Origin of the sequence: Pseudomonas sp. ESBL9 (assembly GCF_036668715.1) — a bacterium.
Taxonomy (GTDB): Bacteria; Pseudomonadota; Gammaproteobacteria; order Pseudomonadales; family Pseudomonadaceae; genus Aquipseudomonas; species Aquipseudomonas lundensis.
On record NZ_JAZEVV010000001.1, the window covers coordinates 1,176,492 to 1,201,408 of the forward strand.

Below are 24,917 nucleotides of genomic sequence, written 5' to 3' on the forward strand. Positions count from 1 at the left end.
AGCGCGCGACCATCAATCGGCCGTGACCATCGATTGCATCGTCGGCAAAAAGTGCTCGCCATAGGGCGGCAACAAGCCCCATTCGCGACGCGGATCATGGGCAGGTGCCTTGAACACCGTGCGCATGTGGCTGAATTCGAGGAAACCCTCACGGCCGTGGTAATGCCCCATGCCGGACGCGCCAATGCCACCGAAAGGCGCATCGTGCAGGGCGGCGTGCATCATCACGTCATTGATCGTCACCCCGCCGGAATGGGTGTGTTGCAGCACGTAGCGCTGTTCCTCTTCGTTTTGGCCGAAGTAATACAAGGCCAATGGCCGCTCACGGCTGTGAATGTCGGCCAGCGCCTCGTCGAGCTGCACGTACGGCAGCACCACCAGCGCCGGGCCAAAGATTTCTTCGTGCAGGATCTGGCTGTCGCGGGGTGGATTGACCACCACCTGCAACGGCCTTCGGCGCTGCTGCTCATCCACTGCCAACGGCTGCGGATAGCTTTCGATGCGGGCGCCGCGATCTCGGGCGTCCTGCACGTAGCCTTCGACCCGCTGCACGTGCCGGGCGTTAATCACCGCCACCACGTCCGGGTTGTCTTCGATGCGCGAGAACAGCTCACCGTAAGCGGTGCGCAGCGCTCCCAGAAAATCGTCCAGCAACCCCTGCGGCACGTACACCACATCGGGGTTGATGCAAATCTGCCCGCCGTTATTGGCCTTGGCGGCGGCAATGCTGAACGCCGCTTTGGCCAGATCGGCGGTGCGCGAGATGATCACCGGCGATTTACCGCCCAACTCCAGCGTCAGCGGCACCAGATTCAAGGCTGCGTTGCGCATCACCGAGCGCGCCACGGCCGTGCTGCCGGTGAACACCAGATGATCGAACGGCTGCGAGGTGAAGACCTGCGCCAGCTCGGCATCCCCGTTGACCACCGCCACTTCAAGGGGATCGAACAGCTCGGCAAACGCTTGCGCCACCACGGCGGCGGTGCGCGGCACCACCTCGGACGGTTTGAGAATGGCCCGGTTACCCGCCGCCAGCACACACGCCAACGGGCTGAGCAAGGTAAAGAGTGGCGCATTCCAGGTGCCGATGATGCCGACGCTGCCCTTGGGCTGGTGCATGACCCACGCCTTGGCGCCCAACTGGTCATAGGGTGAAAACACCTCGCGCGGCTCGTCTTGCATCCAGTGCTCAAGATGGTCGCGGGCGTACTTGAGTGAGGCCAGCGAACCGATCACGTCGTTCATCAGCGAGAACCCTTGCGGGCGCCCGCCAAAGTCCGCGTCCATGGCGTCCACCAGCGGCTGCTGATAACGCACCAGCAACTCGATCACCCGTTGCAGGCGTTCGCGACGCTGTTGGGCGCTGACCGGGCCATGGGCGACAAACGCGGCTTTTTGTGCCTGTAGCACCTGCGGCAGTTGCTCGGGAGTGATCTGAGTGCACGTCATGGGCGAGTCCTGTGAAAGAGGCTGCGGGTGGGTCAATGCCTCGGAAACTAGCCAATCGGGGCGCCCGACGCCTCGTCCGATCGGACGATAATCGGCCGCCTTCGTTAGTCCGTTGAGACGATGTAGCCCGTGGCCTGGCGACGAATACTGCACGTACGAAAATTCAATCCATGAGGTTCGTCATGGCAATGCAAAGCAGCTTCGACCCGCAGGCATTCCGCACGGCGCTGGGCACGTTCACCACCGGGGTGACGATCATCACCACCCAGGCCCAAGACGGCTCGCCCATCGGCATTACCGCCAACAGCTTCAACTCGGTCTCGCTCAACCCGCCATTGGTGTTGTGGAGCCTGGCCAAGACCGCGCGCAGCCTGCCGGTCTTTACCAGCGGCAAACACTGGAATGTGCACGTGCTCTCCACCGAGCAGGAGCCGCTGTCAGGTCGTTTTGCCATGCAGGGCGAGAACAAGTTCGCGGAAATCCAGCTCGACAACGGCATCAGCGAGGCACCGCTGTTACAGGACTGCACCGCACGTTTTCAGTGCCGCACCGCGTTCCAGTACGAAGGCGGCGACCACGTGATTTTTGTCGGTGAAGTGCTCGCCTTCGATCACAGCGACCGCGCACCGCTGGCGTTCCAGAGCGGGCAGTACGCGCTGGCCACGCGCAAACCGCGCAGTGAACTGCGCCTGGCCACCACCCCGCCGCCGCCCGAGTGCAGCTACACCGAAGATTTGCTCGGGTACTTGCTCGGCCGTGCGCACTACCAATTGCTGGATGCGTTGCACCGCTTGCTGAGCAATCAGCAACTGGACGAGCACGCGTTTTTCATCCTCTCGGTGCTGTGCATCCGCGACAACCTGAGCCTGTCGGAGATCAACACCTTCGTCAGCTACACCGGCCACGTCGTGACGGCCGCCAGCATGCGTTTTCTGGAGAAACAAAACCTGGTGGCCGTCGAGGGCAGTCACCAGGCGCCGCGTTATGTACTGACCGCCACGGGCCGCGAGACCTCGTTGCAACAATTGGCGCTGGCCAAGGCGGTCGAAGAAAACCTGTCGGCCAAACTCGGCCCCGGCGACGCGCAAGCCCTGAAGGTGCTGCTCAAGCGCCTGATTGCCGCCAGCGATCCCGGCCTGCCCGACCTGTGGGCGCCACGCTGAGTCGTGTGCAGAATGCACAAGCCTTCGGATAACAAAAACAAGGGATATTCATGGACATCATTCAACGCTTTACCCTCACTGGCAGCGTGGCCGTCATCACCGGCGGCGGGCGTGGTATCGGCCGCGCCATTGCGCTGGCCTATGCCCAGGCAGGTGCCGACGTGGTACTGGCGGCTCGCACCCTGAGCGATGTCGAAGCCGTGGCCGACGCCGTGCGCGACCTGGGGCGACGCGCCCTGGCCGTGCAGTGCGACGTGAATGACGCCGAACAACGCGCCGCCCTGATCACCCGGGCGCGCGAGCACATGGGCCGCATCACCCATCTGGTCAACAACGCCGGAGGCGCCGGCCCCAATGACCCGTTGACCCTGACCGTTGAGCGCTTCGAAGAGATCATGCGTTTCAACGTGTCCTCGGGGTACCACTTGACTCAGCTGTGCGTGCCGCACATGCGCGACGCGGGCGGCGGCAACATCATCAACATCACCTCCGGTGCTGCCCGTTACGCGCAAACCCAGTTCAGCGCCTATGGCACCGCCAAAGCCGCCCTGAGCCATATGACGCGCTTGCTGGCACAGGATTTCGCGCCGCAGGTGCGGGTCAACGCGATTGCACCGGGGCCAATCCTCACCGATGCCCTGAACCGCGTGCTGCCAGTGCCCATGCGCGAAAGCATGATCAAGGCCACCCCGCTGCACAGCCTCGGCGAACCTGACGACATTGCCGCCGCTGCGCTGTACCTCGCCTCCCCAGCCTCGCGCTGGGTCACCGGGAAAATCCTTGAAGTGGACGGCGGCGCCGAATCGAGCGTGTGGCCGGGCTGAGCCCGCCCCCCCTGCCCAGGTCATCGGGTGTACAGGCCGCGACAACGGGCCCAGAGAGAACATTTATGGACAGCAAACTGATTGAAGCGCTGGGCGATGAGTTGTTTCACGCCCTGCGCGAACGCCGCAGCGTGGCGCCGCTGACGCAACGCTACCCGGACCTGACGCTGGAAACGGCTTACCACATCTCCCTGCGCTTCTTGCAGCGCCGCCAAGCCTTGGGCGAACAGGTTGTCGGCAAGAAAATCGGGGTAACCAGCCGCGCGGTGCAAGAGATGCTCGACGTGCATCAACCCGATTTCGGCTTTTTGACCGATCGCATGCAGGTCGGTAATGACAGTGACGTGAGTTTTGAAACCCACCGGTTAGTGCAACCCCGGGCCGAAGGCGAAATCGCCTTCATGCTCGGGCAAGACCTGCACGGGCCGGGTATCACCGCTGATGACGTAATGGCCGCCACGCACTGGGTCGCACCGTGCTTTGAGATCGTCGATTCACGCATTGTCGACTGGAACATCCGCATTCAGGACACCGTGGCCGACAACGCGTCGTGCGGGGTCTTCGCGCTGGGGGATGAACGCATTAACCCCCGTGAGCTGGACTTGGCCAAGGTGCAATTGAACTTGCGCAAAAACGGTCAGCCCGCGGGCCAGGGCCTGGGGTCTGCGGTTCAGGGCCATCCCTGTGAAGCCGTAGCGTGGCTGGCCAATACGCTGGGTCAGTTCGACATCCCGTTTCGCAAAGGCGAAATCATTCTTTCCGGCGCCTTGGCACCGCTGGTGCCCGTGCTGCCGGGGGATGACGTCAGCCTGACCCTCAGCGGGCTGGGCAGCGCCAGCCTGCGCTTTGTGTCCTGAACCTGTGATCGAGAGCTCAATGATGACCAAAAAGATCAAATGCGCCCTGATCGGGCCCGGCAACATCGGCACCGACCTGCTTTACAAACTGTTGCGCAGCGAGGTGCTGGAACCGGTGTGGATGGTGGGCATCGACGCCACGTCCGAGGGGTTGGTGCGGGCCCGGGACATGGGGCTCAACACCACCAGTGACGGCGTGGATGGCCTGTTGCCCCATGTGCTGAGCGACAACATCCAGATTGCCTTCGACGCAACCTCGGCCTACGTGCATGCCGAAAACAGCCGCAAGCTCAATGAGCTGGGCGTGCTGATGATCGACCTGACCCCGGCCGCCATCGGCCCCTACTGCGTCCCGCCGGTCAACCTGGCGGCCAACCTCGAACGCGGCGCGATGAACGTCAACATGGTGACCTGCGGCGGGCAAGCGACGATCCCGCTGGTGGCAGCGGTGTCCAGCGTCCAGCCCGTGGCCTATGCCGAAATTGTCGCCACGGCGGCCTCCAAGTCCGTAGGCCCCGGCACGCGCAAAAACATTGACGAATTTACCCGCACCACCGCCCGCGCCATCGAACAGGTGGGCGGCGCCAAAAAAGGCAAGGCCATCATCATCGTCAACCCGGCCGAGCCCCCGCTGATCATGCGCGACACGGTGCATTGCCTGACCGAGACCGAACCGGACCAGGCCGCGATCAGCCAGGCCATTGCCCAGATGATTACCCAGGTGCAGCAGTACGTACCGGGTTACAAATTGGTCAACGGGCCGGTGTTTGACGGCAACCGGGTGTCGATCTTTATGGAGGTCGAAGGCTTGGGCGACTTCTTGCCCACGTACGCTGGCAACCTCGACATCATGACGGCAGCGGCGGCGCGAACCGCTGAGATGTTTGCCGAGCAACTCCTCAAGGGCGACCTGCAACTGCGCGCCCACGCCCCGCAACCCGCCCTCGTTTAAGGAGCCGACCATGGACCTTCGCGGCAAAAAAATCACCGTGCATGACATGTGCCTGCGCGACGGCATGCACCCCAAGCGTCATCAGATCAGCCTGCAACAGATGAAAGACATTGCCTGCGGCCTCGACGCTGCCGGGGTGCCGCTGATTGAAGTGACCCACGGCGACGGCCTGGGCGGCAGTTCGGTCAACTATGGCTTCCCGGCCCACACCGATGAGCAGTACCTGTCGGCCGTGATCCCGATGATGAAAAACGCCAGGGTCTCGGCGCTGTTGCTGCCCGGCATCGGCACCGTGGACCACTTGCAAATGGCCCATGAGCTGGGGGTTAACACGATTCGGGTCGCGACTCATTGCACCGAAGCCGACGTGTCGGAACAGCACATTGCCTATGCCCGCAAACTGGGCATGGACACCGTCGGGTTCCTGATGATGGCGCACATGAACAGCCCTGAAGGGTTGGTCAAGCAAGGCAAGCTGATGGAAAGCTTTGGCGCCAATTGCGTGTACCTCACCGACTCTGCCGGTTACATGCTGCCCCACGACATCAGTGCCCGCGTGAGTGCCTTGCGCGCCGCCCTGCACCCGGACACCGAGATCGGCTTTCATGGCCACCACAATTTGTCGATGGGGGTGTCCAATTCCATCGCTGCCATCGCCGCCGGCGCCACGCGGATCGACGCTGCGGCGGCCGGGCTTGGCGCAGGCGCAGGCAATACGCCCATGGAAATTCTGGTGGCGGTGTGTGACCGCATGGGCATCGAGACCGGCGTCAGCGTGTTCGGCATACAGGACGTGGCCGAAGACTTGGTGGTGCCGATCATGGACTTCCCGATTCGCAGCGACCGCGACGCGCTGACCATGGGTTATGCCGGGGTGTATGGATCGTTTTTGCTGTTCGCCAAACGCGCCGAGAAAAAGTATGGCGTGCCTGCCCGGGAGATTCTGGTGGAAATGGGGCGTCGCGGCATGGTCGGCGGTCAGGAGGACATGATCGAAGACACCGCCATGACCCTGGCCCGTCAACGCGCCTGAGCCCTTCAGGGGGTGCCGGCGCTTACGGTGTGTTCAGTGGACAGAGAATCGACAATGCCCAACGCCCATGTCGGCTGGCGCAGCCATGGCCTGCTGTTATTACTGGCCGCCATCTTCGCTGACAACTTTGTCGGGCGGCAGATTCTGGCGGTCATGATTGAACCGGTCAAACGCGAGTTCGGCGTGGGTGACACCGCGCTGGGCCTGATATCGGGCCTGGCGTTTGCCGGTGTGTATGCCCTGCTCGGCCTGCCCGCCGGGCGTCTGGCCGATCGCATGTCGCGCACTCGCCTGCTGGCCGTGGCGTGTCTGTTGTGGGCGATCGCGACCATGGCCTGCGGGCTGGCGGTGAGCTTCTGGATGCTGGCACTGGCGCGCATGGCAGTAGCGGTGAGCGAGTCACCCACCACGTCCGCATCCATGTCGATCATTGCCGACCTCTACCCGCCCCACCGCCGCTCCTTTGCGATCAGCTGTTTTACCGCGGCGCCGACCTTTTCGGCGGTGATCGGGCTCAGCCTGGGCGCGTGGGTGGTTGAACACTATGGCTGGCGCACCGCGTTTATCGCCATTGGTCTGCCAGCGCTGCTGTTCTCAACCGTGCTGGCGTTTGTGGTCAAAGACCCGGCTCGCGGACGCTGGGACCTGGCCGGTGTACACGCCGCTCATCCGTTGCAAAGTTTAGGCGGGGAAGCACGCGCGTTATGGGCCATTCCCGCCTACCGCTGCCTGATCCTGGCGGGCGGTTTGTGCACCCTGAGTGCGTACGCCATTGGCATGTGGAACACCAGTTTTCTGGTGCGCTCCCATGGTTTGTCGCTGCAACATGCGGGGCTGTTGGCCGGTGTGATTGGCGGCGGCGTCGCGGGCATCGGCGCGCTGTTCAGCGGTTGGCTGAGTGACCGCCTGACGCCACGCAACCCGCACTGGCAGGTGAGCATCCCGATCATCGGGCACGTCGCGGCGCTGGCGGCGTTGGTGGCGTATTTGTTGTGGCCGGACACCGTGTTGATGCAACTGGGGAGCCTGCCGGTCCCCGGGGCCATGCTGTGGTGCGCGCTTTACAGTTTTTTTGCCGTGTGGTGGGTGGCACCGTCATACAACCTGGTGACGCAACTGGTGCCCGCCAGCCGACGCGGCACGGCCATGGCCTTGCAGACCATTGTGTCGACCTTGCTGGGTATTGGCGCCGGCCCGCTGCTGGCCGGGTTGCTCAGTGATGCGTTGCAGCCGGCGTTTGGCCTTGAGTCACTGCGTTACAGTTTGTTGCTGGTGAGTGTGCCAGTGCTCGGTTCGATCGGTTTGCTGATTCGCGCCGCAGGTCATGTGGCGCAAACCCGCTACGGTGCCCTGCCGCACAGCGCCTGATCAAACTGGACGGCGGGCCGCGTAATCGTCGATCAGTCTTTTCGTGAGTTCATAGGATGACAGGTCGGCAGCGCGCCCCGGACTCAAAGTAAATGCCTGGCCGGCCCACAGGTTGATGAAATCCCCCGAGCCCTGGGGTTCGGTTTTGGCCTTGAGCGGCAACAGAACCCCGCCTGCCAGTGGAAAGGCCGGGGCCTGAGGATGCATCGGGCCCATCTCGCGCATCACCCGATTGACGATGCCGCGCGCAGGCCGCCCGGTGAACAGATTGGTCAACGCGGTCTGGCTCGACGTGGCTTCACGCAACGCCCGCCGATGGGGGTGAGTCACTGTGGCTTGCGGGCAAAACAGGTAGGCCGTACCGATCTGCACAGCGCTCGCCCCCAAGGCAAACGCTGCTGCAATCCCGCGCGCATCAGCAATGCCCCCGGCGGCGATTACCGGGACTGAAACCGCGTCGACGATCTGCGGCACCAGGGCGAACGTGCCGATCTGGGTGGTCAGTTCATCGCTCAAAAACATTGCCCGGTGGCCACCGGCTTCGTACCCCATGGCAATGATCGCGTCGCAGCCATGGCGTTCGAGCCACTGCGCTTCCTCGACCGTGGTGGCGGAGCTCAGTATTTTGGCTCCGCATGCCTTGACCCGCGCCACCAGCGCCGGTGCGGGCAAGCCGAAGTGGAAGCTGACGATTTCCGGTCGCAACTGCTCGACGAGGGCGCAGGTGGCGTCGTCAAATGGCGCACGGCTGGACACGGGAGTGGGCGCATCGAAGTCGGCGCCGAGTTCGTCGTAGTACGCCTTGAACTGCGTCTTCCACTGCTGAGCCCGTTGGGCATCGGCAACAGGCGTCACGTGGCAGAAAAAGTTCAGGTTCAAGGGCTTGTCGCATGCGTCACGAAAGGCTGCGACTTCGCTGCGAATCGTCGCCAGATCCAGGGTGGCACAGGCCAGTGAACCCAAACCGCCCGCCTTCGCCACACCGATCATCACGTCGGCACCCGCCCCCAACATCGGGGCTTGAATCAGGGGGGCGGCAATGCCTGCCAAGTCGATGAAGCGTGTGTCCGGCCAGCCGTTCATGCGGTTCTCTCTTGGGGAAAATGGGGGGGCCATAGTAAAGCGGGCGTTCAGGGCGTCACAAGGGTGAGCCGTCCTCGATAAAGGGGTGCATGCCACCCCTTGTTGAACCCTGCCAATGACATCAGTCGGCTTTTGACTTGCTCGCCAGTGCCGCGATTAACCGAGGATCGTGTTCGTACACGTCCGGCGCATACGTGATCTTGCCGTCTTTGTCGGCCTGGGCCGTCCAGTACGTCATCAAGATCGGCATCGGCTGTTCCAGCCGGAACTCATGGGTGCGCCCCGTGCTGAGTAATTCTTCAGTGCGGGCTTTCTCGGCAGGATTGACCAGCCAGTCCCGCAGTTCGAAGGCCGACTCCACCCTTACACACCCAGAACTGAAGGCCCGCGGTGCTTTGCTGAACAGCGCCTGGCTGGGGGTGTCGTGCAAATACACGGCGAACGGATTGGGGAAACGCACCACGATCTTGCCCAACGGATTGCGCGGACCTGCGCCCTGGCGCAGCAGGATGTTGCCCGGACGCTCCCAGTTCACCTCTTGTGGTGAAAGCTGCCGACCGCTGCTGTCGAGCACTTGCAGATCATGACGCGCCAGGTACGACTGATCGCGGCGAATTTGCGGCAGTTTGTCTTGCTTGAAAATGGTCGGCGGGATGGTCCAGGTGGGGTTGAGGGTCAAGCGGGTGACGCGGGATTTGAGCAGTGGTGTTTGCCGGTCCGGCCTGCCCACCTGCGTGCGGGTTTGCCAGACCGGCACGCCATTTTGATAAACCATCAGCAACGCGGCCGGCACGTTGACCAGCAGGCTGGTGGGTTCGAAGTCCTGCGCCATCCAGCGAAATCGCTCCAGGTTGATGCGCAATTGATCCCGGCGCGCCTGCGCACTGACGTTCATCTCTTTCAGCGTACCCGGCCCGATGACACCATCGGCTTGCAGGGAATGATCCCGCTGAAAACTCTTCACGGCGGCGGCCAGCTCCGGGCCGTAGGTCGTGTTTGTGGGCTTGGGCAGGTGATCCAGATAGCCCTCGCTCAGCATGCGCTCAGCCAGCACGGGCACCCGTGGGTCCTGCATGCCGGGTTTGAGCAATTGCCCCTGCCCCACTACAGGCCAGTGAGGCAGCGGCCGCACGCGTTCCCGGGCATAGACTTTGCGCAGGTTCTGGTAGCGCTCCAGCGCAGGGCGCGCCTTGTCGAACGCGCTGCGTATGTCCTGCAACCCCGGCCCGGCAATCGCCAGAATCTCGGCCTGCCGGTCCGGCGCTTCATCGCCGGAGTGCCATACAGGCTCGAAACGTGATGGGTTCAGACGACCGAAATGCAGGTCCTGCAAGGCTTGCAGGTATTGAAAACTGGTGTCGATGTCAGCGCACACCCCCTGCTCTTTAGGCAACGGGTAATGCGCCGGGTCCAGCCCATCGTCGGCCAGCGTGGGCAGTTCGGTCTGCAACGCGGCCAGACGGCCGTCCACTGACCACAGCGGCTGATACTGCTGAGTTTGATAAAACGCCTGCAGCCATTGCTGGTCGGCGGGCTTGATCCGCGGGGCCAGCGTCGGGCATTCGCGGGGCAAATCTGTGAGCGCAACCTGAATCATTGTCGCGGGGTCCACAGGCACCTCATCGGCCAGAACGACCAATGGCGCTGCGAGCAAAGCAATGCTCAAGTAACATGCGTGTTTTTTGATCAACTGCTTTACTCCAATCCATGGCCATCATGGTTGATGGATAACCGTAAGACCCGTCGGCTTTACACAGGCAAATAGCTGTCTGGACGGGGCATCTGGAGCCAATACATCAGTGAGAATCCTCGACCTATGCTGACTTTCCTGCGACGGCTTTGTCTGGCCGCCGCGACCCTGGGCACGCTTTGCAGCCCTGCGTTCGCCGCCAGCCCCTCTACACCGGTACTGTTCAACAGCCTCGCCCAGGCAGCACCAGAACTCAATCCCCAAGCACTAAAAAGTGCCATCAGCGCCATGCAATGCGCCGTGAACAATGGCGCCAGTCAAGCACGCCATCTGGCGGTGATTGACTACTCGCAGCCTTCTACAGCGCGCCGCCTGTGGATCTTCGACCTGCAAAGCAAACGCCTGGTATTGCGTGATCTGGTGGCCCACGGGCAAAACTCCGGAGAAAACTTCGCCACCCAATTTTCCAATGACGAAGGCAGCTACCAGTCCAGCCTGGGGTTGTTCCGCACCCAGGAAAGCTACAAAGGCACCCATGGTTACTCACTGCGCATGGATGGCCTTGAGCCCGGCATCAATGACCGGGCACGCGACCGGGCGATCGTGATTCATGCCGCCAGCTACGTGAATCCACTCTGGAGCCAGCGCCAGGGGCGCATCGGTCGCAGCCAGGGCTGCCCGGCGGTTCGCCCGCAAGTGGCGCGTAAAGTGGTAGACAAACTCAAGGACGGACAGTTCATGTTCGCGTGGTACCCCGACAAACGCTGGTTGCAGTCCTCGGCTTACCTCAATTGCCAGCCCCGGCTGGTGGCCAGCATCGTTACGGCCAAAGGTAGCTAAAGCACCGGGGCAATCGTCGTCACGCAAATGCCGACTTCAACACTACAGACCTTCCGCTAAGAGACTACGCTACGAGGTGTCATTAACATGGCGCCTCGTAGCGAGGTTGCGCTAGACAAGGAACGCTGTAGTGACATTTCTCTTGAAATTTGAACAGGCCGGCGAAGCCAACGTCGTTAACGTTTCCGGCATTGAAGAAGCCCTGGCATTCGTCACCCGGGCTGACCGCCCGCTCGATAATCCCACGCTGCATTGCGTGCCCAGGCAAACGTATTGCACCCTCCTTCCCGGCCTGGGTGTCGACAGTGTGGTTCAGGAACTGGACAGCCAATGGGAATGGGCGGCGGACGATCCCCTGCGGATCAATCCCACGCTCAAGCCGAAATACCACGGCTGCCCCTGAAGTCTGCACGCCCATCGATCGCGGGACCGCCCGGTCTATCCGCGGTGATGCCCTCCTGGCGTTTGGATGCGATCACGGCCCCGGCATCCTCGACTGTAAGCCTCTGACCCACTGATCCCCGTCTTCGCTGAGCGCCTTTTGCGGCATGGCGGGCAAGCTTTCCAGAATGAACCACATGTGGGTGGCTTCGGCACTTAAGCGGGTACTGACACGTGGGTGCCAGTAAGGACAAACTAAAGATGCTGATAAAAACAGAGAGGTAGAACCATGAAATTTATCGTCGAAGCATTCGATAAAGAGAAGGAATTTCTAGATTTTGAAGTTGTTCTGCCAAACGACTGCGAAGCCCAACTAGCCAAAATCATGAACTGGTCATCACCACAGCGAGGTGATGAGGGCTACAACCTTAGCAGCACCCAACTGTCTAGCATCGAGGCATTGGCAGGTAAGTGTTTCAGCGACGATAAACACCTATTTCAAGTCCCTGTAACGTGAGCTGAAATACGGCCTCTGATGATTCACGTAGCGGGTACTGACTCATACCCTCGCCACCGTCATATCAAAACAACATCCCCGGCGCCTCTGGCTCCCACTTCATAATCACCAACTCACTGCCAACCTCAGCCTTCCCCTGCCGTTGATTCGCGGTGCTGTACCGAATATCCACGGTCTCAAAGTGAAAGCCCTCAAATACCCGCCGTATATCCGGGTGATCGTTAATGCTGACCATCACCTTGCCTTTACAGCGGCGCATGAAGTCGGCCATCCGTTCATAGTTATCAAACGGGAAGTCCACTCCATACCCAGCCGACGGCGCATGGAGTTCCAGTCCCGGTGCCCCGATACGCTGGCCACCCTAGGAATGTCCCAGTCCATTTCAAACAGTCGGCTGACGCCTTCGTGCCGCAGGTCATGAAAGTGCAGATCCTCGATCCCCAAAAACTTGCAGGCGCGTGTCCAGGGTGCGGATATGGACTCGGCGTTGTACGGGAATATTTCCTCTACTGCCTTGGGCATTGTCTGAATGATGGCCATTGCTTCGGGCGGCAAATGGCACCACACGTCGTTGCCAAGTTTCTGCCCGGGATTTTTCATGTCCCGCACCAGGACACGGTTGCCCGCTTCGTCCAGGTCAGCCCACTTGATTCGGGTGATCTCTTCTTGACGGCGCGTCGAGAACAACGCGAAGGCGGTCATCTTGAGCATGTTGATTGAGCCGGGGCGGTAGGCAAGGATGCCTTGGAAGTGTGTCAGCAGCTTGTCCAGCTCATCCAGTGTCGGGCGTCTGTCGCGTTCACGGCTGCGCATGTTGTAACCCAGCTTGCGCAGTACCTTGCGGGCATCACCCATCGCGTGAGGATCCACCTGATAACCCCATGCTGGGCGAGCGATGGATAGAACGGCACCCAAGTGTGCTAAATCATTACCGGCTGTCTGCGGCAGCACACCGCCGCCTTCTGACCCCATTCGCCAGACCGCATACTCGACCAGTATCTGGCAGTTCAAGTCCTGGTCATTTATCTGGCCCAAGTAGGATTCGCTGATCGCTTTGAGCGTGGCCAGCTTGGTTTTTCCCAGTGCGCGGGCTTTTTCCATTTTGAGCACGTAGCGCTCAATCATTTCTTTGACTGTAGCGCCCACGCGGTTTGCGCGCTCGATGGCGCCTGGTTGATCTAATTCTGCCTCACGCTTGCGAACCCAAGCTTGAGCGGCCTGTTTACGGGCGAAGGCTTGGCTCTCTTGGTAGACTTGCACACCGTCGCGTTTGATGCGGATCTGGGCAGTGTAGGTCACAACCCCACTTGCCAGTTATCTTGCCCTGATAGTTGCCATGAGAAAGTGGTACGCGTCAGTTTCAAAGTGGTACATCGTACCACCGAGCCTTGAAAAACGCCTGAAAACGCCCTAAAACATGCTTAAAACACGTAGAGCAAAATGGTACAGAATTCAGCTACTCCCCACGTAAACACAGGCTCTGCGGTGTCCAGACGCTTTAGCGTGGCCCCTATGATGGATCGAAACGATTGATTTAAAAAACCGTTATTAATCAATAAGTTATGCTTAATTCCAGTGTTGCTGTAGCAAAATTAAAGCAGCCAGTGAGACTTTATTGAAACTGCTCCTCAAACCTTCTCCCTGATCCGTCCAATCAAAGACAGTACGAGCTCTAGTCTTTTCCTACAGTCTTCTGCTGGCCGGTTAGCGACCACTGCTCTGGCTAGCAATCCATTCCTTCCTTACGCGGAGGACTTGCCATGAACATCATCGCTACCTGCAGCCGTCAGCATTGGAACAAAGGAAAATTGGTCGGGCAGAAAACTCCGCTCCGCCTGAGAGATATCTGGGCCATCCGAGTAAGGCTTCAAATTGCAGAAAGAACCCGGGATCTGGCTCTCTTCGATCTGGCCATCGACAGCAAGCGTCGAGCCTGCGACTTAACCAAGCTTCGCGTGCGCGACGTTGCCCATGGTGAACACGTGCCTTCACGAGTCATGGTGATGCAGCAGAAAACGCAGCGACCTGTGCAGTTTGAGATCACTGAGCAAACACGGTCAGCGCTCGTGGCTTGGATACATCAGGCACAACTACGCAGCGAGGACTGCCTTTTTCCTAGTCGGTTACATACCTCAGACCATCTATCCACTCGTCAATACGCTCGTATCGTCAAAGGCTGGGTGAAAGCCGTAGGCCTTGATCCAGCCATGTATGGCACTCACACAATGAGACGTACGAAGGCATCACTAATCTATCGCAGAACGAAGAACCTACGGGCGGTTCAGTTGATGCTCGGCCATACGAAGCTGGAGAGCACTGTTCGATATCTGGGGATTGAGGTCGATGACGCCCTGGAGATGGCGGAACAGACTGAGGTTTGATCATGCATAGCGACGGTCGAAGTCAGGCCGTCGTTAACCGGCCAAAAGCGGTCGCTGAATCTCTAAGAAACCCAGGGCGATTCAGTCTGAAAGGACCGACTTTTTCAACAGAATCGGCCGGTTGCTGCCTCTCGCGAAGGGTTACAGATGCCTTGGCGGTAACAGGCCCGGAGTACATCAGTACGAAGCTGACGCTGTGAGCTGAAAAACAAGGCATTTGCTTAGAGTACCACCTCAAACTCGACATCTACCGGGCAACACGCTCCAATGCAGTAACACTACCCATCGAGAAGCATCGCCAACCGCAGCAAGGGATGATGCATCGCTCACATAGAGGAAATGGCTCATGCGGTTAACGCTGTCATGCATGCAGTGCTTGCAAGAAAACGGACGCCCAGGAGGTGCTTCGCAAATCGAAGTTCGGGACGATGGTTGCTACATGGCAACCTGCCTGTCTGGCCATAGGACCGTGACCGTCCTTCAGCAGCACAAATTCGAAGTTCTGTTTGAAATTGGCGCCCACGCGATACTGGATGGATACTATCGAGAGGCGGTTTCGTCTTTTACCTCCAGCCTCGAGCGCTTCTACGAATACACAATCCGAATATTCCTCGAAAAATCTTCGGGTAGTGACGATCTTTTCCAGGCGGCCTGGAAAAATGTCTCGAACATGTCAGAGCGGCAGCTCGGTGCATTCATATTTCTTTGGGCTAACCACTTCAAAGAAACCCCTCTGCTGTTGCCCACAGGTTTGATCACGTTTAGAAACGAGGTAATCCACAAAGGCAAAATCCCATCGCGAGAAGAGGCTTTAAAATACGGGGATGCGGTCCTCGACGTGCTCCGGCCGAAGATAAAAAAAATTAATGAAACGCTCCCGGAGCAAGTACAAAGCTCAAGCTTCCGGCAAATCATGGCTAGCGCAGAAAAAGCCGGTACCTCGCAGGGAGTAGGGACGATGACCATCAATGCGATCCTAGGTCAATGCAGCAGTATCGAGGGGCCAGAAAAACGCCTCGAAGAGCACCTGATTTTGGTAGATGACATGCGCATTCGACTTGGTAACCTTCAGGAGTACTTCAATCAGATGCAGGCGCCGCAACGCCCCATCATGTCGCCTGATGAAATTCGTGATTTCCTCGCCCGAAAATTCCCCGAGCTGGTCGCCGAGAAACACAACGACCCGGACGGCTGGGCGTTCTTTCTGGGGCCAGCACAGCAAGAGCCAAGCTCCAACTGCATCGTCCGCGCCGCGCAGCACTCACAGGGGGGCACCCAATTCGAGCTGTCGGTGTCGTCACGACTTGAACGGACAGAAAAGATGGTTATGTTTTGTGGGAATGAGGACGTACTGCGTCAAGTTGTCGATGCACAATTACGGATCTACCGCGACCACCTGTAAGCAAAATAAAGGGCGCTCTCCATAAGCGCCCTTTTCACCTGTCATCTGTGCTGCGCATGGTCGGTCTCTTGGAGCTGATACGAGTTTTACCCAGGCGGCTAATTTTGAATGCCCCATACGCAGCCTCTGAAATCCCGAGCAAGTCATCGGTTGCTGAGTATTCGGGCGGGTCAATGAATTCCAGCAGCCTGGGTCAAACTCGTATCAGCGCCAACACCTGGTCCATTGCAGGCATTCCCGATTCTATAAAACGATGTCCTGGTTCAGAGTGTCTGGTGGTAGACCGGGATGACCGCTTATGGCCGATAGCCGCCCTTCGTGACAGGCAGCTATCGGCCAAAAGCAGCCGCTCAAAGTTATCTAGGAAAGCCGGGGCGATTCAAACTCCATTTGTTTAAAACGTCGCTTTGATCTGTAAGCCCACGGCCAAAGCGTTGCCTCTTTTTTTGCCGGAGAACGCTCCAGGCTCAATGTAGTACTGCAGGTCAGGACGCAGCAGCAGCCAAGGGGTGACCTGCGCGCCATAGTTAAGCTCAATCATCTGCTCGCCATTGTCGAGGTTGGCAATCATCTCGTATTCGCCGAAGCTGGTCGCCGCCGCTTCTTGTACATCACGCGTACGGGAGTTGAGCACGGCCCGGCCATAACCCAATGCAATGCTGTCATGCGGGCGGCTGGCAAAAGGCTTTTGCTTAACCAGGCCGACCGAGTACCAGCGACGCATTGGTGAGGTGGCTGCGTTGCTGGTGGCTGCCTGGCCGAAGAGGCGTAGCACCCTTTCAGGGTCTTGCTCATCCCTCCAGATTGCCTGGTCCATCAACACGTAAGCCCCGGTGCGATTGCTGCTTTTTTCTGTGCTGCCAATTTTTTGCGAGTTAGAGCTGTCGTAGTACCAGCCGACTTTGTATTGGCCATTGAGAAAGGCGTTATTATTGAAGATGGCTTCCAGAGGCAGAATGGCCCCGGTGGAGTCGTGGCTGGGCATGGAAAACGCTTCAGAGGGAAGGCTGTTGTGCTCTGGGTTGACCTGGAATACCGCGGTTTGCAGCGTCAGTGAGTCGTTGACGTCGTAACGCAACTCTCCACCCCAGTGGGCCGTCGGGTAGTTGCCCCACCCGCTGCCGCTGGACATGGTCAATGGGTGTGCACAAAAGCCGGCGCTCACAAAGTTGGTCAGGATCGGCATGCCACCAAAATCGGTGCCCATCACCATGTAACCGATTTTGGCAGACACGTCCGGAGAAAACAGATTGCGCTGGTAACTGAACTCGGTCAGTCGCGTGTATTCGCCACCGTAGTTTTCTTGCGCAGAAAGGCGGTTGCCGAGCAAGTCTTCCGTGGCGCTGTGGCCGCGACGGTCGTTAACCAGAATTTGCACAAATCCAGCGTCCGGGGTGTCCAGCAGTTTACTCAGATCAAACTTGGCGCCCACGCGTATTTGTTGCGCATAGCGCGTACCTCGCTTGATCCCGCCATGCAAGTTGGAAATCGTTTCAGAGCTGTAGTCACCGGTCAGTGTGATGCCCTTGTCCACCAGTTTTTGGCGCTCCCCCCCCCAATCGCCGGTTAGTGTCGAACGACTCATCAGGTCGGAAGTGTCAGCCAGTGCTGAAGTCGGGCTCAAGATACACAGCGACAAACCGCTGCACAGGCTGGTGGTCAGCAGCGCGCGGAAAGAAAAAAACATTGGGGTGTGCTCCGTTGCAAAAAATTTTGGTGTATCGCTCAACGACACGCTGGCACGGCAGGAAACTGGCCCGCTTTAGCTTTTCTGGCCTGATACCGTCTTGAGAACTGCGGTGTCATAACCTGAACCCGGGCCGAGTTGATCCCTCCTTGGCTGTGCAAGAGGGTGTCCATGAGCTGGTATATGACGGGGGTGCGGGTGCTCGAAACCGTTCGGATGTTCGCTTCACATGACTAACAGGCCCTGAAAGTGGCAGGGCTGGTGAATGTCATCCCGTGTGAGCCGTAAGGCTAAGTTTATGTCGATATTTTTTTCAGATAAATCCAGGGAACTAAGAAACATTATTGGGGAGACAGTAATAATCGCGGTGGCGATATCCGGCCTTTCGCTTGCAGAAACGGCGATCGTTAGTGTTCAGCGCTTATTGCTTTTGAGGTCACTCGCACGTCAAAAAGAAGAGAAAACATTTGGGACTTCAACCCCCCTCCTTACCATGGATTATTACTATTTCACCAACAATGTTTCTCAAACCTTTGGATTTATCCCAAGAAGCACCTGTATAAACTAGCTCAGAGTCTTCAGCTCACTCTCGGAACGTCGAGCCAGCAGTGCCCGGACAAACACCTTCCCGCGTTTCGTAGAGCCTTCGGCATATTCATTGCGACTGCAGCAACCTGCTACACTGATTGCCGGTGCTCGCTTGCTGTCGGCAGGGCGGTAGTTCTGATTCCAACACCTGCCATGCCCAGTCCTGTTCGGGTTGAACTGAACATTTGACCCAGCTGTTCGCACAGCGTGCGGGCAGTTTTGTATTCACCCATAGAGCATTCACTAAATGACGAATGACCAACCATCTCAAACTTCAAGACGCTCAATGAGCACTATCGCGAGGGTACTCTTTTCCCTATTTGTATTTGCCGTGGCACTAGCTTTGATTTATGGCGGGGTCAAACTAGTGGCGCTGGACGGGTCAAGTTATTACTTGATCGCAGGCTTGACTTATCTCGTACTGGCGGCACTATTTCTGTTTCGCAAGCGTTCGGGTATTACTCTCTCTGTTGCCATATTCCTTGCGACCTGTGCCTGGGCCTTTTATGAAGTGGGTCAGTTCAGCTATTGGGAACTGCTTCCACGCTTGGTCATTCCTGCCATCATCCTGACACTCAGCCTGTGGGTCGGCGCCGCATTGCCGGACACGTCCTTGAGCACCCGGCGCGCCGCTAACCGGTTCGGGTTTGCCGTATTCCTGGCACTGGTCGCGACATTTATTGCTGCGTTCTACCCGCACGGCGGGATCTCGAACCCGGTCGCCGCCACTGACGCACCCAAGGCAGAAGAGCCCTCCAACGTCCCTGAAAACTGGGAGTTCTTTGGGCGTAATGCCTCGGGAACACGGTTTGCTCCTTACACGCAAATCACCTCGGACAACGTCAAGGACCTGCAGGTTGCCTGGACCTACAGAACAGGTCGTCGCACCACAGGTGCCGGCGCGGGTGTAGATGAAAATACACCGTTGCAGATCGGCAATGTTCTGTACTCGTGCACACCGGAAAACCTGATTACCGCCCTGGACGGTGATACCGGGACCCCGCTCTGGAAATTCGATCCCAAAGCCAAAAGCGAAGAGCACGTGACTTGCCGCGGCGTGGGTTATTACGACATCGATAAAGACGACAGCCTAAGCGCTGAAGTCAAGGCGTCATATGGCAATGAGCAGCAGTGCCGCCAGCGTATACTGGTGTCGTCTGTGGATGCCCGTTTGTTTGCGGTTGATGCGCATACCGGCACCCTGTGCCCGAGCTTTGGCGACAACGGTTATGTCGATCTCAAGAAAGGCATGGGCCCGACTGAAAACAGCAAGCGCTATCACCCCACCTCGCTGCCGGTTGTCATGGGCCACCTCACCGTGGTCGGCGGCTGGGTACGGGACATTGTGGCGGGCGAACCTTCCGGTGCCGTACGCGCATTCGACGTTCTGACAGGTGCGTTGGTGTGGGCCTGGGATGTAGGTGCACCCGAGGGCAAGAACGCAGTGGCAGACGATCATCAGTTCGCTCTGGAGACGCCTAACGTCTGGACAATTCCGACCTACGATAAAGAGTTGAATCTGGTCTACCTGCCTACGGGCAATGGCCCGCCCGACTACTGGGGTGGTGATCGCAACCAGGTTAAAGAGAAGTTTGGTACGGCCGTTGTTGCAGTCGATGCATCAACCGGTAAAGCCAAATGGGTTTATCAGATCGTTCACCACGACGTCTGGGACTATGACCTGCCTTCGCAGCCTGTGCTCTATGACATCAAAAACGCCCAGGGCGAGAAGACTCCGGTCTTGATCCAGACCAGCAAGACAGGCAACATTTTTGTGCTGGATCGCCGTACCGGCAAGCCGGTTACAGAAGTTGAAGAGCGTGCGGTTCCTACCTCTCCAGCAGCAGAAGGCGAGCACCTGTCGCCTACCCAACCGTTCTCGGTCGGGATGCCGACCATTGGTGTCGACCCGCTGACCGAGAAGTCGATGTGGGGCGTGACAACTTTCGACCAACTGTATTGCCGGATCATGTTCAAAGACTCCGTCTACCTGGGTCCGTTTACACCGCCAAGTGAAAAACCGTACATCGAATGGCCTGGCTTGCTGGGCGGTATGAACTGGGGTGGTATCTCCATCGACGAAAACACCGGCATGATGTTCGTCAATGACATGCGCATGCCGCTGCGGATGTCACTAGTCAAAAAGGAAGACACCAAGAAGTTCAACGTGTCGACCGATGAAGTCCCGGGTTTCATGGGAACCATTCGCCCACAAGTCGCCGGTATCTATGGCGGGGTGAAAATCGACATTCTGCAGTCGCCACTGGGCGTACCGTGCAACACACCTCCCTTCGGCAGCATGAGCGCCATTGACCTCAACACCCAGAAACTGGTCTGGCAGGTTCCGTTGGGCACCGTCCAGGACACTGGCCCTCTGGGGATCAAAACGCACATGCCAATCCCGCTGGGCATGCCAACACTGGGTGGCCCGACCTCAACGGCATCTGGCCTGGTGTTCTTCGCCGGCACCCAGGACTACTACCTGCGAGCGCTGGATTCGGCCACCGGTAAAGAAGTCTGGAAAGCCCGCCTGCCGGTTGGCGCGGTTGCAGCCCCGCTGATCTACAAATCACCCAATACCGGGAAGCAGTACGTAGTCATCTCCGCAGGTGGCATGAGCCACTCGCCTGATGTCGGTGACTACATCATTGCCTATGCATTGCCGGACAGCATCATCCAGAAATAACCTCTTAATTGACGTTAACTCAAATGGCCCGCCTGCTCTCCAACAGGTGGGCTTTTTTGTTCTATACCAGTTGTTGTTCGGCTTCGGCCTAAATAACGCATTAAATTTTGTGCTTGTTACGAGAAGAGGACTTCGACTGATCTCATAGGTCCGGTAGTCTGCTTTCGGCCCAGGCTGTGTAAAAACGTTTTTCGGTGCGAAAGTTACTCAAAACCAGACTGGAAACCGCGCTTCTACCCCAAATCCACATCTGCTGATGTGCTGATGAATTTCAGATTTAACGCAGAAGCGCGCACTTCGAATTTGGCGACTCGTTTTTACACACTCTGGGCCATAAGCAGTCGCTCAAATGTTTCTACGAAACCAGGGGCGATTCAATCCGAATGAATCGCCCCTTGATTGTAGGCATACTCAATCGTCCGCTTTTGGCCGATAGCAGCCCTTCGTCACGGACTCCTATCGGTTTCAAACCTACCAACCTAAAACAATGCTCCCAAAGACTCCGGTTCCCAATTCATCACTATCAACTCCCCCGTCACCTCAGCCTTCCCCTGCCGCTGATTCGTGGTCGTGTACCGGATCTCAGTCGTCTCAAAATGGAACCCTTCAAACACCCGCCGAATGTCCGGGTGGTCGTTGATGCTGACCATCACTTTGCCTTTGCAGCGCCGCATAAAATCAGCCATGCGCTCATAGTTTTCAAACGGGAAGTCCACGCCGTAGCCAGCGGTCTGCCAGTAAGGTGGATCCATGTAGTGGAAGGTGTGCGCCCGGTCGTAGCGCTCGGCGCACTCAAGCCAGGGCAGGTTTTCGACGTAGGTGCCGGACAGGCGCTGCCAAGCCGCAGACAGGTTTTCTTCAATGCGCAGCAGGTTGATTGCAGGGGCGGTGGTTGCTGTACCGAAGCTTTGACCTGTGACCTTGCCACCAAAGGCATGGTGCTGCAGGTAGAAGAACCGGGCAGCACGCTGGATGTCGGTCAGGGTTTCCGGGCGGGTCATTTTTTGCCACTCGAATATCTGCCGTGAGCTGAGAGCCCACTTGAATTGGCGCACGAATTCTTCCAGATGGTTCTGCACTACGCGGTAGAGGGTCACCAGTTCGCCGTTGATGTCGTTTAGTACTTCGACAGGAGCAGGCTGCGGGCGCAGGAAGTAGAGCGCCCCGCCGCCGGCGAAGACTTCGACGTAGCATTCGTGGGGTGGGAACAGGGGGATAAGGCGGTCGGCCAGGCGGCGTTTGCCGCCCATCCAAGGAATGATGGGTGATGACATTGTTTGCAAGACCTTTGCTGTATGGATAGACAGGTGTTAGGCTCGCTCCGCTTTGTGCACGGAGCAGGAGCCTTGACTGGGCTTGCAGGACAGATCTGCGGGTTCGGTGGCCGGGCTGGATGTTGACGCATCCAGCTTCGGCCGCTCCTTTTATTTCGTGTGTGAGACTTCTTTGGCATAGGCCTGACAGGCTTGCAGCGCAATCAGTCCTTGGTCGCCGTAGCCGGTGATTCCGATAATTCGTTGAGCATGCGCTCGGTCAAGTTGGGCTCTCGCGGTTCCATGAACCACGCCGCAGGAGCCGGTGGTGGCTTGCATTCCGTCACTATCAGTTGCGGCGGTGGTGTCGAGTAGGACTGACAGCCGCAGGTCAGCAGTAGCAAGGCGATCACGCAGGCGGGTTTGAGTGGTTTTGGCATCGGTCAGGGCTCGATAGTGGGCTTGGTCACTGGCAGCCAGCCATTGCTCCAGGGCGAGGCGTTTGCCCTGTTCGGCGAGGATCAGCGCTGAGTTGGCATTGGCCAGATTGGTGCGTTCAGTTTGATAGACGGTTTCTTTGGCTGCTAACTGCTGGCCGTAGGCGTTGGCCTGCCACGTACATGCCGTCCATGCACTGCCAACCATGAGGCCGAGCATCACCAGCAATGCCCCGCCCCCCTTCACCGCATCGAGCTTCACGCCAACACCCTAAGCGCGCGGGCGTACAGCGCCTGACGATCTGCTGCGCCGTTTTGGCCACCGTTGATGCGTTGCGTGATCTTGTCGAACTGACCCGCATCAGCCAAGGTGTTGAGCCCCCTGCTCGCCCAAAACCACGCTGCTGACATGCACGCGTGCTGCGGCTTTTCCAGCAGCTCTGGCTGGTTGATCAGATCAAGGGCCAACGCTTCGCCACATGCGATGTAGTTGGCGCGGCCGGTGATCTGGATCAGCCCCCGGCCGCGATACTTCTGGCCGTCGCCGTCCGCCTCAGGTGTGTTGCCCAAGCGCTTGGCGAGTGAGCCGGTGTCGTATTTGCTCAGGTACTGATCGCTGCCCAATTCGCGCACGTAGCGAAACTGGCCGGACTCGTGACCGATCTGGGCGATGAAGGCGGCGACGCGCTTTGTCCCGATGATCTGGAAGCGAACCATTGCGGTGTTCAGGACAGGAACAAAAACGCCGGCTGTTTGGCCGGCGTTGGGGAGGATCTGCTGGAGTTGTTGCTGGGTAATCGACATAGGCTTGCCCTTATGAAAAACCCGCACAAGACGGGTTAGGTTTGGGATTAATTTGCTTGTAGCTGCACGACTTTTAGCGGGGCTTTGAGCTTTTTGCCTTTGGCCTTGGCTTTGCCTTTCTTGCCGCCATTGCATTCGACGGTGGTGCTCCAGCCGCTTTGGGTGAAAACCTGCTCCACCGAGTCCACCAGGTACTCGCCATCGAGCCCGACCTTGAAGCCTTGGGCATTGATGGTCCGCTCGGCAAACAGGTCAGTACGCCCGGGCATTTCTAGACGCACTCCGGCGGTCGAGCGGTTGAACGCTGCCAGCCGCGCTTTGGCAGCCTGTTCGGCGGCGGATTTGTTGGGATAAATGTGGCGGTCTGTGTGAACGGGCGGTAGACCGTCCGGGGCTTCGTCGTTGTCCAAGGTGACGATGGCCAACTTGCCGGTTTTCTTGTCCTGATGCTGGGTGCTGACCGCCTTGTGGGCACTGCGATCACCCAGCCGGAACTGCCACCGGCTGACGTCGCTACGTGTCAGGGTGATGGTGCCCAGCGCTGTACCACTCGCGCTTTGTCCACCTTGGCGCTGCATCACCAGCAGCTTGCCGTCCGCCACTTTAGCGGTGCAGTCGAACTGCTTGGAAAGTCGGGTGATGAAGTTGAAGTCGGATTCGCTGAGCTGGTCAGCACGCGGCACTACCGTGTCGACCGGGCACACCGGCGACCAGCCGTTACGTGCCGCCACGTCCTTGACGATGCTGGCCAGGCTCACCCCTTCCCAACTGCCGCTGCGCGTGGTCTTGCCACTGCCGCGCATGTCGCTGGCTTTGCCCCGGATCACCAGCGTATCGGGTGGGCCGGACAACTCGACCTCGTCCACGGTGTAACGCCCTAGGCGGGTTAAGACGGTGCCGCTGTAGCCGAGGAACACTTCGATGCTCGCTCCACGGCTGGGCAATGACACGGCGCTATCACGGTCATCGATGCGCAGTTCAAAGTCGTCTGACTCCATGCCGGGTTTGTCACTGGTTCGCAATGAAAGCAGGCGGTCGTTGATCAGCGCGGTGATGTCGGCACCGTCTGCGACGATGCGGAAGGTGGGTGTCATACATTCTCCAGACGTCAAAAGCCCCGCACAGGCGAGGCTGTAAAGAAACATCACTCGGTTATAAAACGGATTATGCTCAGCGCATTAACCTACTTGCCAAATTAAACCAAGTAGGTTAATTTTCGCCGCATGGAGAAAAAGACCCCGCACTGCAAACTACACACCGTTAAAGCCCTGATTGAAGCGGGCAAGGTGCGCTCTACCCTGTCAGCACTGACCGGTGGCGCGGCTTTAGGCTTCGACTTTGACGGCATCGTCAGCGTGGTAATGGCACTGGCCCCCGCTGACTTTTACAAAAGCATGACCACGCATGCCGACCATAAGGTCTGGCAGGACGTGTACCGGCGTAAAACCCATGCCGGCGAGGTCTACCTCAAACTCACGGTCATTGATGATGTGCTCATCGTGTCCTTCAAGGAGCTATGAAC

At 58.6% G+C, this 24,917-nt stretch carries 22 protein-coding genes and 1 pseudogene; 13 read left to right on the top strand and 10 right to left on the bottom strand.

The window, feature by feature from the left end; all coding sequences use genetic code 11:
- Positions 1 to 12 precede the first annotated feature (12 nt).
- Positions 13 to 1,485 (bottom strand): coniferyl aldehyde dehydrogenase, encoded by a 1,473-nt coding sequence (locus V6F78_RS05015; protein WP_257011191.1) that lies wholly within the window; start codon positions 1,483 to 1,485, stop codon positions 13 to 15.
- Positions 1,486 to 1,631: 146 nt separating this feature from the next.
- On the opposite strand from V6F78_RS05015, the gene V6F78_RS05020 reads away from it, so the two are divergent.
- From V6F78_RS05020 to V6F78_RS05045, 6 genes are all read left to right on the top strand, one after another.
- On the top strand, positions 1,632 to 2,612 hold the full coding sequence (locus V6F78_RS05020; protein WP_047274627.1) for a flavin reductase family protein: 981 nt from the start codon (positions 1,632 to 1,634) through the stop codon (positions 2,610 to 2,612).
- Positions 2,613 to 2,662: 50 nt separating this feature from the next.
- Positions 2,663 to 3,436, top strand: a complete 774-nt coding sequence (locus tag V6F78_RS05025; RefSeq protein ID WP_047293543.1) for a glucose 1-dehydrogenase — start codon at positions 2,663 to 2,665, stop codon at positions 3,434 to 3,436.
- Between the two features lie 65 nt (positions 3,437 to 3,501).
- Positions 3,502 to 4,293, top strand: a complete 792-nt coding sequence (locus V6F78_RS05030) for a fumarylacetoacetate hydrolase family protein (protein ID WP_169838991.1) — start codon at positions 3,502 to 3,504, stop codon at positions 4,291 to 4,293.
- A 22-nt stretch (positions 4,294 to 4,315) separates the two neighbouring features.
- Positions 4,316 to 5,245 (top strand): acetaldehyde dehydrogenase (acetylating), encoded by a 930-nt coding sequence (locus V6F78_RS05035; RefSeq protein ID WP_047277065.1) that lies wholly within the window; start codon positions 4,316 to 4,318, stop codon positions 5,243 to 5,245.
- Positions 5,246 to 5,255: 10 nt separating this feature from the next.
- Positions 5,256 to 6,278, top strand: coding sequence for a 4-hydroxy-2-oxovalerate aldolase (gene dmpG / locus V6F78_RS05040; RefSeq protein ID WP_047274630.1), 1,023 nt, complete (start codon positions 5,256 to 5,258; stop codon positions 6,276 to 6,278).
- 54 nt (positions 6,279 to 6,332) lie between these two features.
- The gene (locus V6F78_RS05045; RefSeq protein ID WP_047293547.1) at positions 6,333 to 7,646 is read left to right on the top strand and encodes a spinster family MFS transporter; all 1,314 of its coding nucleotides are present in this window, start codon (positions 6,333 to 6,335) and stop codon (positions 7,644 to 7,646) included.
- Here the strand turns inward: V6F78_RS05045 and V6F78_RS05050 are convergent, their stop codons facing one another.
- The gene (locus V6F78_RS05050) at positions 7,647 to 8,729 is read right to left on the bottom strand and encodes an NAD(P)H-dependent flavin oxidoreductase (protein WP_047293549.1); all 1,083 of its coding nucleotides are present in this window, start codon (positions 8,727 to 8,729) and stop codon (positions 7,647 to 7,649) included. It abuts the gene before it with no gap.
- Positions 8,730 to 8,850: 121 nt separating this feature from the next.
- Positions 8,851 to 10,419 (bottom strand): L,D-transpeptidase family protein, encoded by a 1,569-nt coding sequence (locus V6F78_RS05055; RefSeq protein WP_047293551.1) that lies wholly within the window; start codon positions 10,417 to 10,419, stop codon positions 8,851 to 8,853.
- A 126-nt stretch (positions 10,420 to 10,545) separates the two neighbouring features.
- On the opposite strand from V6F78_RS05055, the gene V6F78_RS05060 reads away from it, so the two are divergent.
- The 3 genes from V6F78_RS05060 (at position 10,546) to V6F78_RS05075 (ending at position 12,157) form a co-directional block, all read left to right on the top strand.
- Positions 10,546 to 11,259, top strand: a complete 714-nt coding sequence (locus V6F78_RS05060; RefSeq protein WP_047293553.1) for a murein L,D-transpeptidase catalytic domain family protein — start codon at positions 10,546 to 10,548, stop codon at positions 11,257 to 11,259.
- 130 nt (positions 11,260 to 11,389) lie between these two features.
- Positions 11,390 to 11,662 carry a hypothetical protein gene (locus V6F78_RS05065; protein WP_047293554.1) on the top strand — a complete coding sequence of 91 codons (273 nt, stop codon included), beginning with the start codon at positions 11,390 to 11,392 and terminating at the stop codon, positions 11,660 to 11,662.
- 267 nt (positions 11,663 to 11,929) lie between these two features.
- Complete coding sequence (locus V6F78_RS05075; RefSeq protein ID WP_332726750.1) at positions 11,930 to 12,157, top strand: DUF7683 domain-containing protein; 228 nt, start codon at positions 11,930 to 11,932, stop codon at positions 12,155 to 12,157.
- 64 nt (positions 12,158 to 12,221) lie between these two features.
- Here the strand turns inward: V6F78_RS05075 and V6F78_RS05080 are convergent.
- Together V6F78_RS05080 and V6F78_RS05085 are read right to left on the bottom strand one after the other, a co-directional pair.
- Positions 12,222 to 12,473, bottom strand: a pseudogene (locus tag V6F78_RS05080) (DNA adenine methylase); the annotation flags it as partial.
- Positions 12,392 to 13,471: a tyrosine-type recombinase/integrase gene (locus tag V6F78_RS05085; RefSeq protein WP_442965105.1), complete on the bottom strand. Its 1,080-nt coding sequence runs from the start codon at positions 13,469 to 13,471 to the stop codon at positions 12,392 to 12,394. The pseudogene V6F78_RS05080 and the gene V6F78_RS05085, both read right to left, overlap by 82 nt.
- A gap of 446 nt (positions 13,472 to 13,917) precedes the next feature.
- Between V6F78_RS05085 and V6F78_RS05090 the strand changes: the two genes are divergently transcribed.
- Positions 13,918 to 14,538: a tyrosine-type recombinase/integrase gene (locus V6F78_RS05090; RefSeq protein ID WP_332726751.1), complete on the top strand. Its 621-nt coding sequence runs from the start codon at positions 13,918 to 13,920 to the stop codon at positions 14,536 to 14,538.
- A 469-nt stretch (positions 14,539 to 15,007) separates the two neighbouring features.
- Positions 15,008 to 15,940: a hypothetical protein gene (locus V6F78_RS05095; protein ID WP_332726752.1), complete on the top strand. Its 933-nt coding sequence runs from the start codon at positions 15,008 to 15,010 to the stop codon at positions 15,938 to 15,940.
- Positions 15,941 to 16,334: 394 nt separating this feature from the next.
- Here V6F78_RS05095 and V6F78_RS05100 read toward each other — a convergent pair whose 3' ends face one another.
- The gene (locus tag V6F78_RS05100; RefSeq protein ID WP_047292077.1) at positions 16,335 to 17,627 is read right to left on the bottom strand and encodes a carbohydrate porin; all 1,293 of its coding nucleotides are present in this window, start codon (positions 17,625 to 17,627) and stop codon (positions 16,335 to 16,337) included.
- 874 nt (positions 17,628 to 18,501) lie between these two features.
- Between V6F78_RS05100 and V6F78_RS05105 the strand changes: the two genes are divergently transcribed.
- Positions 18,502 to 20,901: a membrane-bound PQQ-dependent dehydrogenase, glucose/quinate/shikimate family gene (locus V6F78_RS05105; RefSeq protein ID WP_088500413.1), complete on the top strand. Its 2,400-nt coding sequence runs from the start codon at positions 18,502 to 18,504 to the stop codon at positions 20,899 to 20,901.
- 479 nt (positions 20,902 to 21,380) lie between these two features.
- Here V6F78_RS05105 and V6F78_RS05110 read toward each other — a convergent pair whose 3' ends face one another.
- The 4 genes from V6F78_RS05110 to V6F78_RS05125 all read right to left on the bottom strand — a co-directional run bounded on the left by V6F78_RS05110 (position 21,381) and on the right by V6F78_RS05125 (position 24,489).
- Positions 21,381 to 22,175, bottom strand: coding sequence for a DNA adenine methylase (locus V6F78_RS05110; protein ID WP_332726753.1), 795 nt, complete (start codon positions 22,173 to 22,175; stop codon positions 21,381 to 21,383).
- Between the two features lie 150 nt (positions 22,176 to 22,325).
- Positions 22,326 to 22,853, bottom strand: coding sequence for a lysis system i-spanin subunit Rz (locus V6F78_RS05115; protein WP_332726754.1), 528 nt, complete (start codon positions 22,851 to 22,853; stop codon positions 22,326 to 22,328).
- Positions 22,850 to 23,395: a glycoside hydrolase family 19 protein gene (locus V6F78_RS05120; RefSeq protein ID WP_332726755.1), complete on the bottom strand. Its 546-nt coding sequence runs from the start codon at positions 23,393 to 23,395 to the stop codon at positions 22,850 to 22,852. Before V6F78_RS05120 ends, V6F78_RS05115 begins: the two co-directional genes overlap by 4 nt.
- Before the next feature lie 47 nt (positions 23,396 to 23,442).
- A complete protein-coding gene (locus V6F78_RS05125; RefSeq protein WP_332726756.1) occupies positions 23,443 to 24,489 on the bottom strand; it encodes a phage late control D family protein in 1,047 nt (348 codons plus the stop codon).
- 129 nt (positions 24,490 to 24,618) lie between these two features.
- Between V6F78_RS05125 and V6F78_RS05130 the strand changes: the two genes are divergently transcribed.
- Positions 24,619 to 24,915 (top strand): type II toxin-antitoxin system MqsR family toxin, encoded by a 297-nt coding sequence (locus tag V6F78_RS05130; protein WP_048374838.1) that lies wholly within the window; start codon positions 24,619 to 24,621, stop codon positions 24,913 to 24,915.
- The last annotated feature ends 2 nt before the right edge of the window (positions 24,916 to 24,917 follow it).

Bases quoted from the DNA above. Each gene is read 5' to 3' on its own strand.
- V6F78_RS05020 (WP_047274627.1), top strand. From the start codon at position 1,632: ATGGCAATGCAAAGCAGCTTCGACCCGCAGGCATTCCGCACGGCGCTG.
- V6F78_RS05025 (WP_047293543.1), top strand. From the start codon at position 2,663: ATGGACATCATTCAACGCTTTACCCTCACTGGCAGCGTGGCCGTCATC.
- V6F78_RS05030 (WP_169838991.1), top strand. From the start codon at position 3,502: ATGGACAGCAAACTGATTGAAGCGCTGGGCGATGAGTTGTTTCACGCC.
- V6F78_RS05035 (WP_047277065.1), top strand. From the start codon at position 4,316: ATGACCAAAAAGATCAAATGCGCCCTGATCGGGCCCGGCAACATCGGC.
- dmpG (WP_047274630.1), top strand. From the start codon at position 5,256: ATGGACCTTCGCGGCAAAAAAATCACCGTGCATGACATGTGCCTGCGC.
- V6F78_RS05045 (WP_047293547.1), top strand. From the start codon at position 6,333: ATGCCCAACGCCCATGTCGGCTGGCGCAGCCATGGCCTGCTGTTATTA.
- V6F78_RS05050 (WP_047293549.1), bottom strand. From the start codon at position 8,729: ATGAACGGCTGGCCGGACACACGCTTCATCGACTTGGCAGGCATTGCC.
- V6F78_RS05060 (WP_047293553.1), top strand. From the start codon at position 10,546: ATGCTGACTTTCCTGCGACGGCTTTGTCTGGCCGCCGCGACCCTGGGC.
- V6F78_RS05075 (WP_332726750.1), top strand. From the start codon at position 11,930: ATGAAATTTATCGTCGAAGCATTCGATAAAGAGAAGGAATTTCTAGAT.
- V6F78_RS05090 (WP_332726751.1), top strand. From the start codon at position 13,918: ATGAACATCATCGCTACCTGCAGCCGTCAGCATTGGAACAAAGGAAAA.
- V6F78_RS05100 (WP_047292077.1), bottom strand. From the start codon at position 17,627: ATGTTTTTTTCTTTCCGCGCGCTGCTGACCACCAGCCTGTGCAGCGGT.
- V6F78_RS05105 (WP_088500413.1), top strand. From the start codon at position 18,502: ATGAGCACTATCGCGAGGGTACTCTTTTCCCTATTTGTATTTGCCGTG.
- V6F78_RS05110 (WP_332726753.1), bottom strand. From the start codon at position 22,175: ATGTCATCACCCATCATTCCTTGGATGGGCGGCAAACGCCGCCTGGCC.
- V6F78_RS05120 (WP_332726755.1), bottom strand. From the start codon at position 23,395: ATGTCGATTACCCAGCAACAACTCCAGCAGATCCTCCCCAACGCCGGC.
- V6F78_RS05125 (WP_332726756.1), bottom strand. From the start codon at position 24,489: ATGACACCCACCTTCCGCATCGTCGCAGACGGTGCCGACATCACCGCG.
- V6F78_RS05130 (WP_048374838.1), top strand. From the start codon at position 24,619: ATGGAGAAAAAGACCCCGCACTGCAAACTACACACCGTTAAAGCCCTG.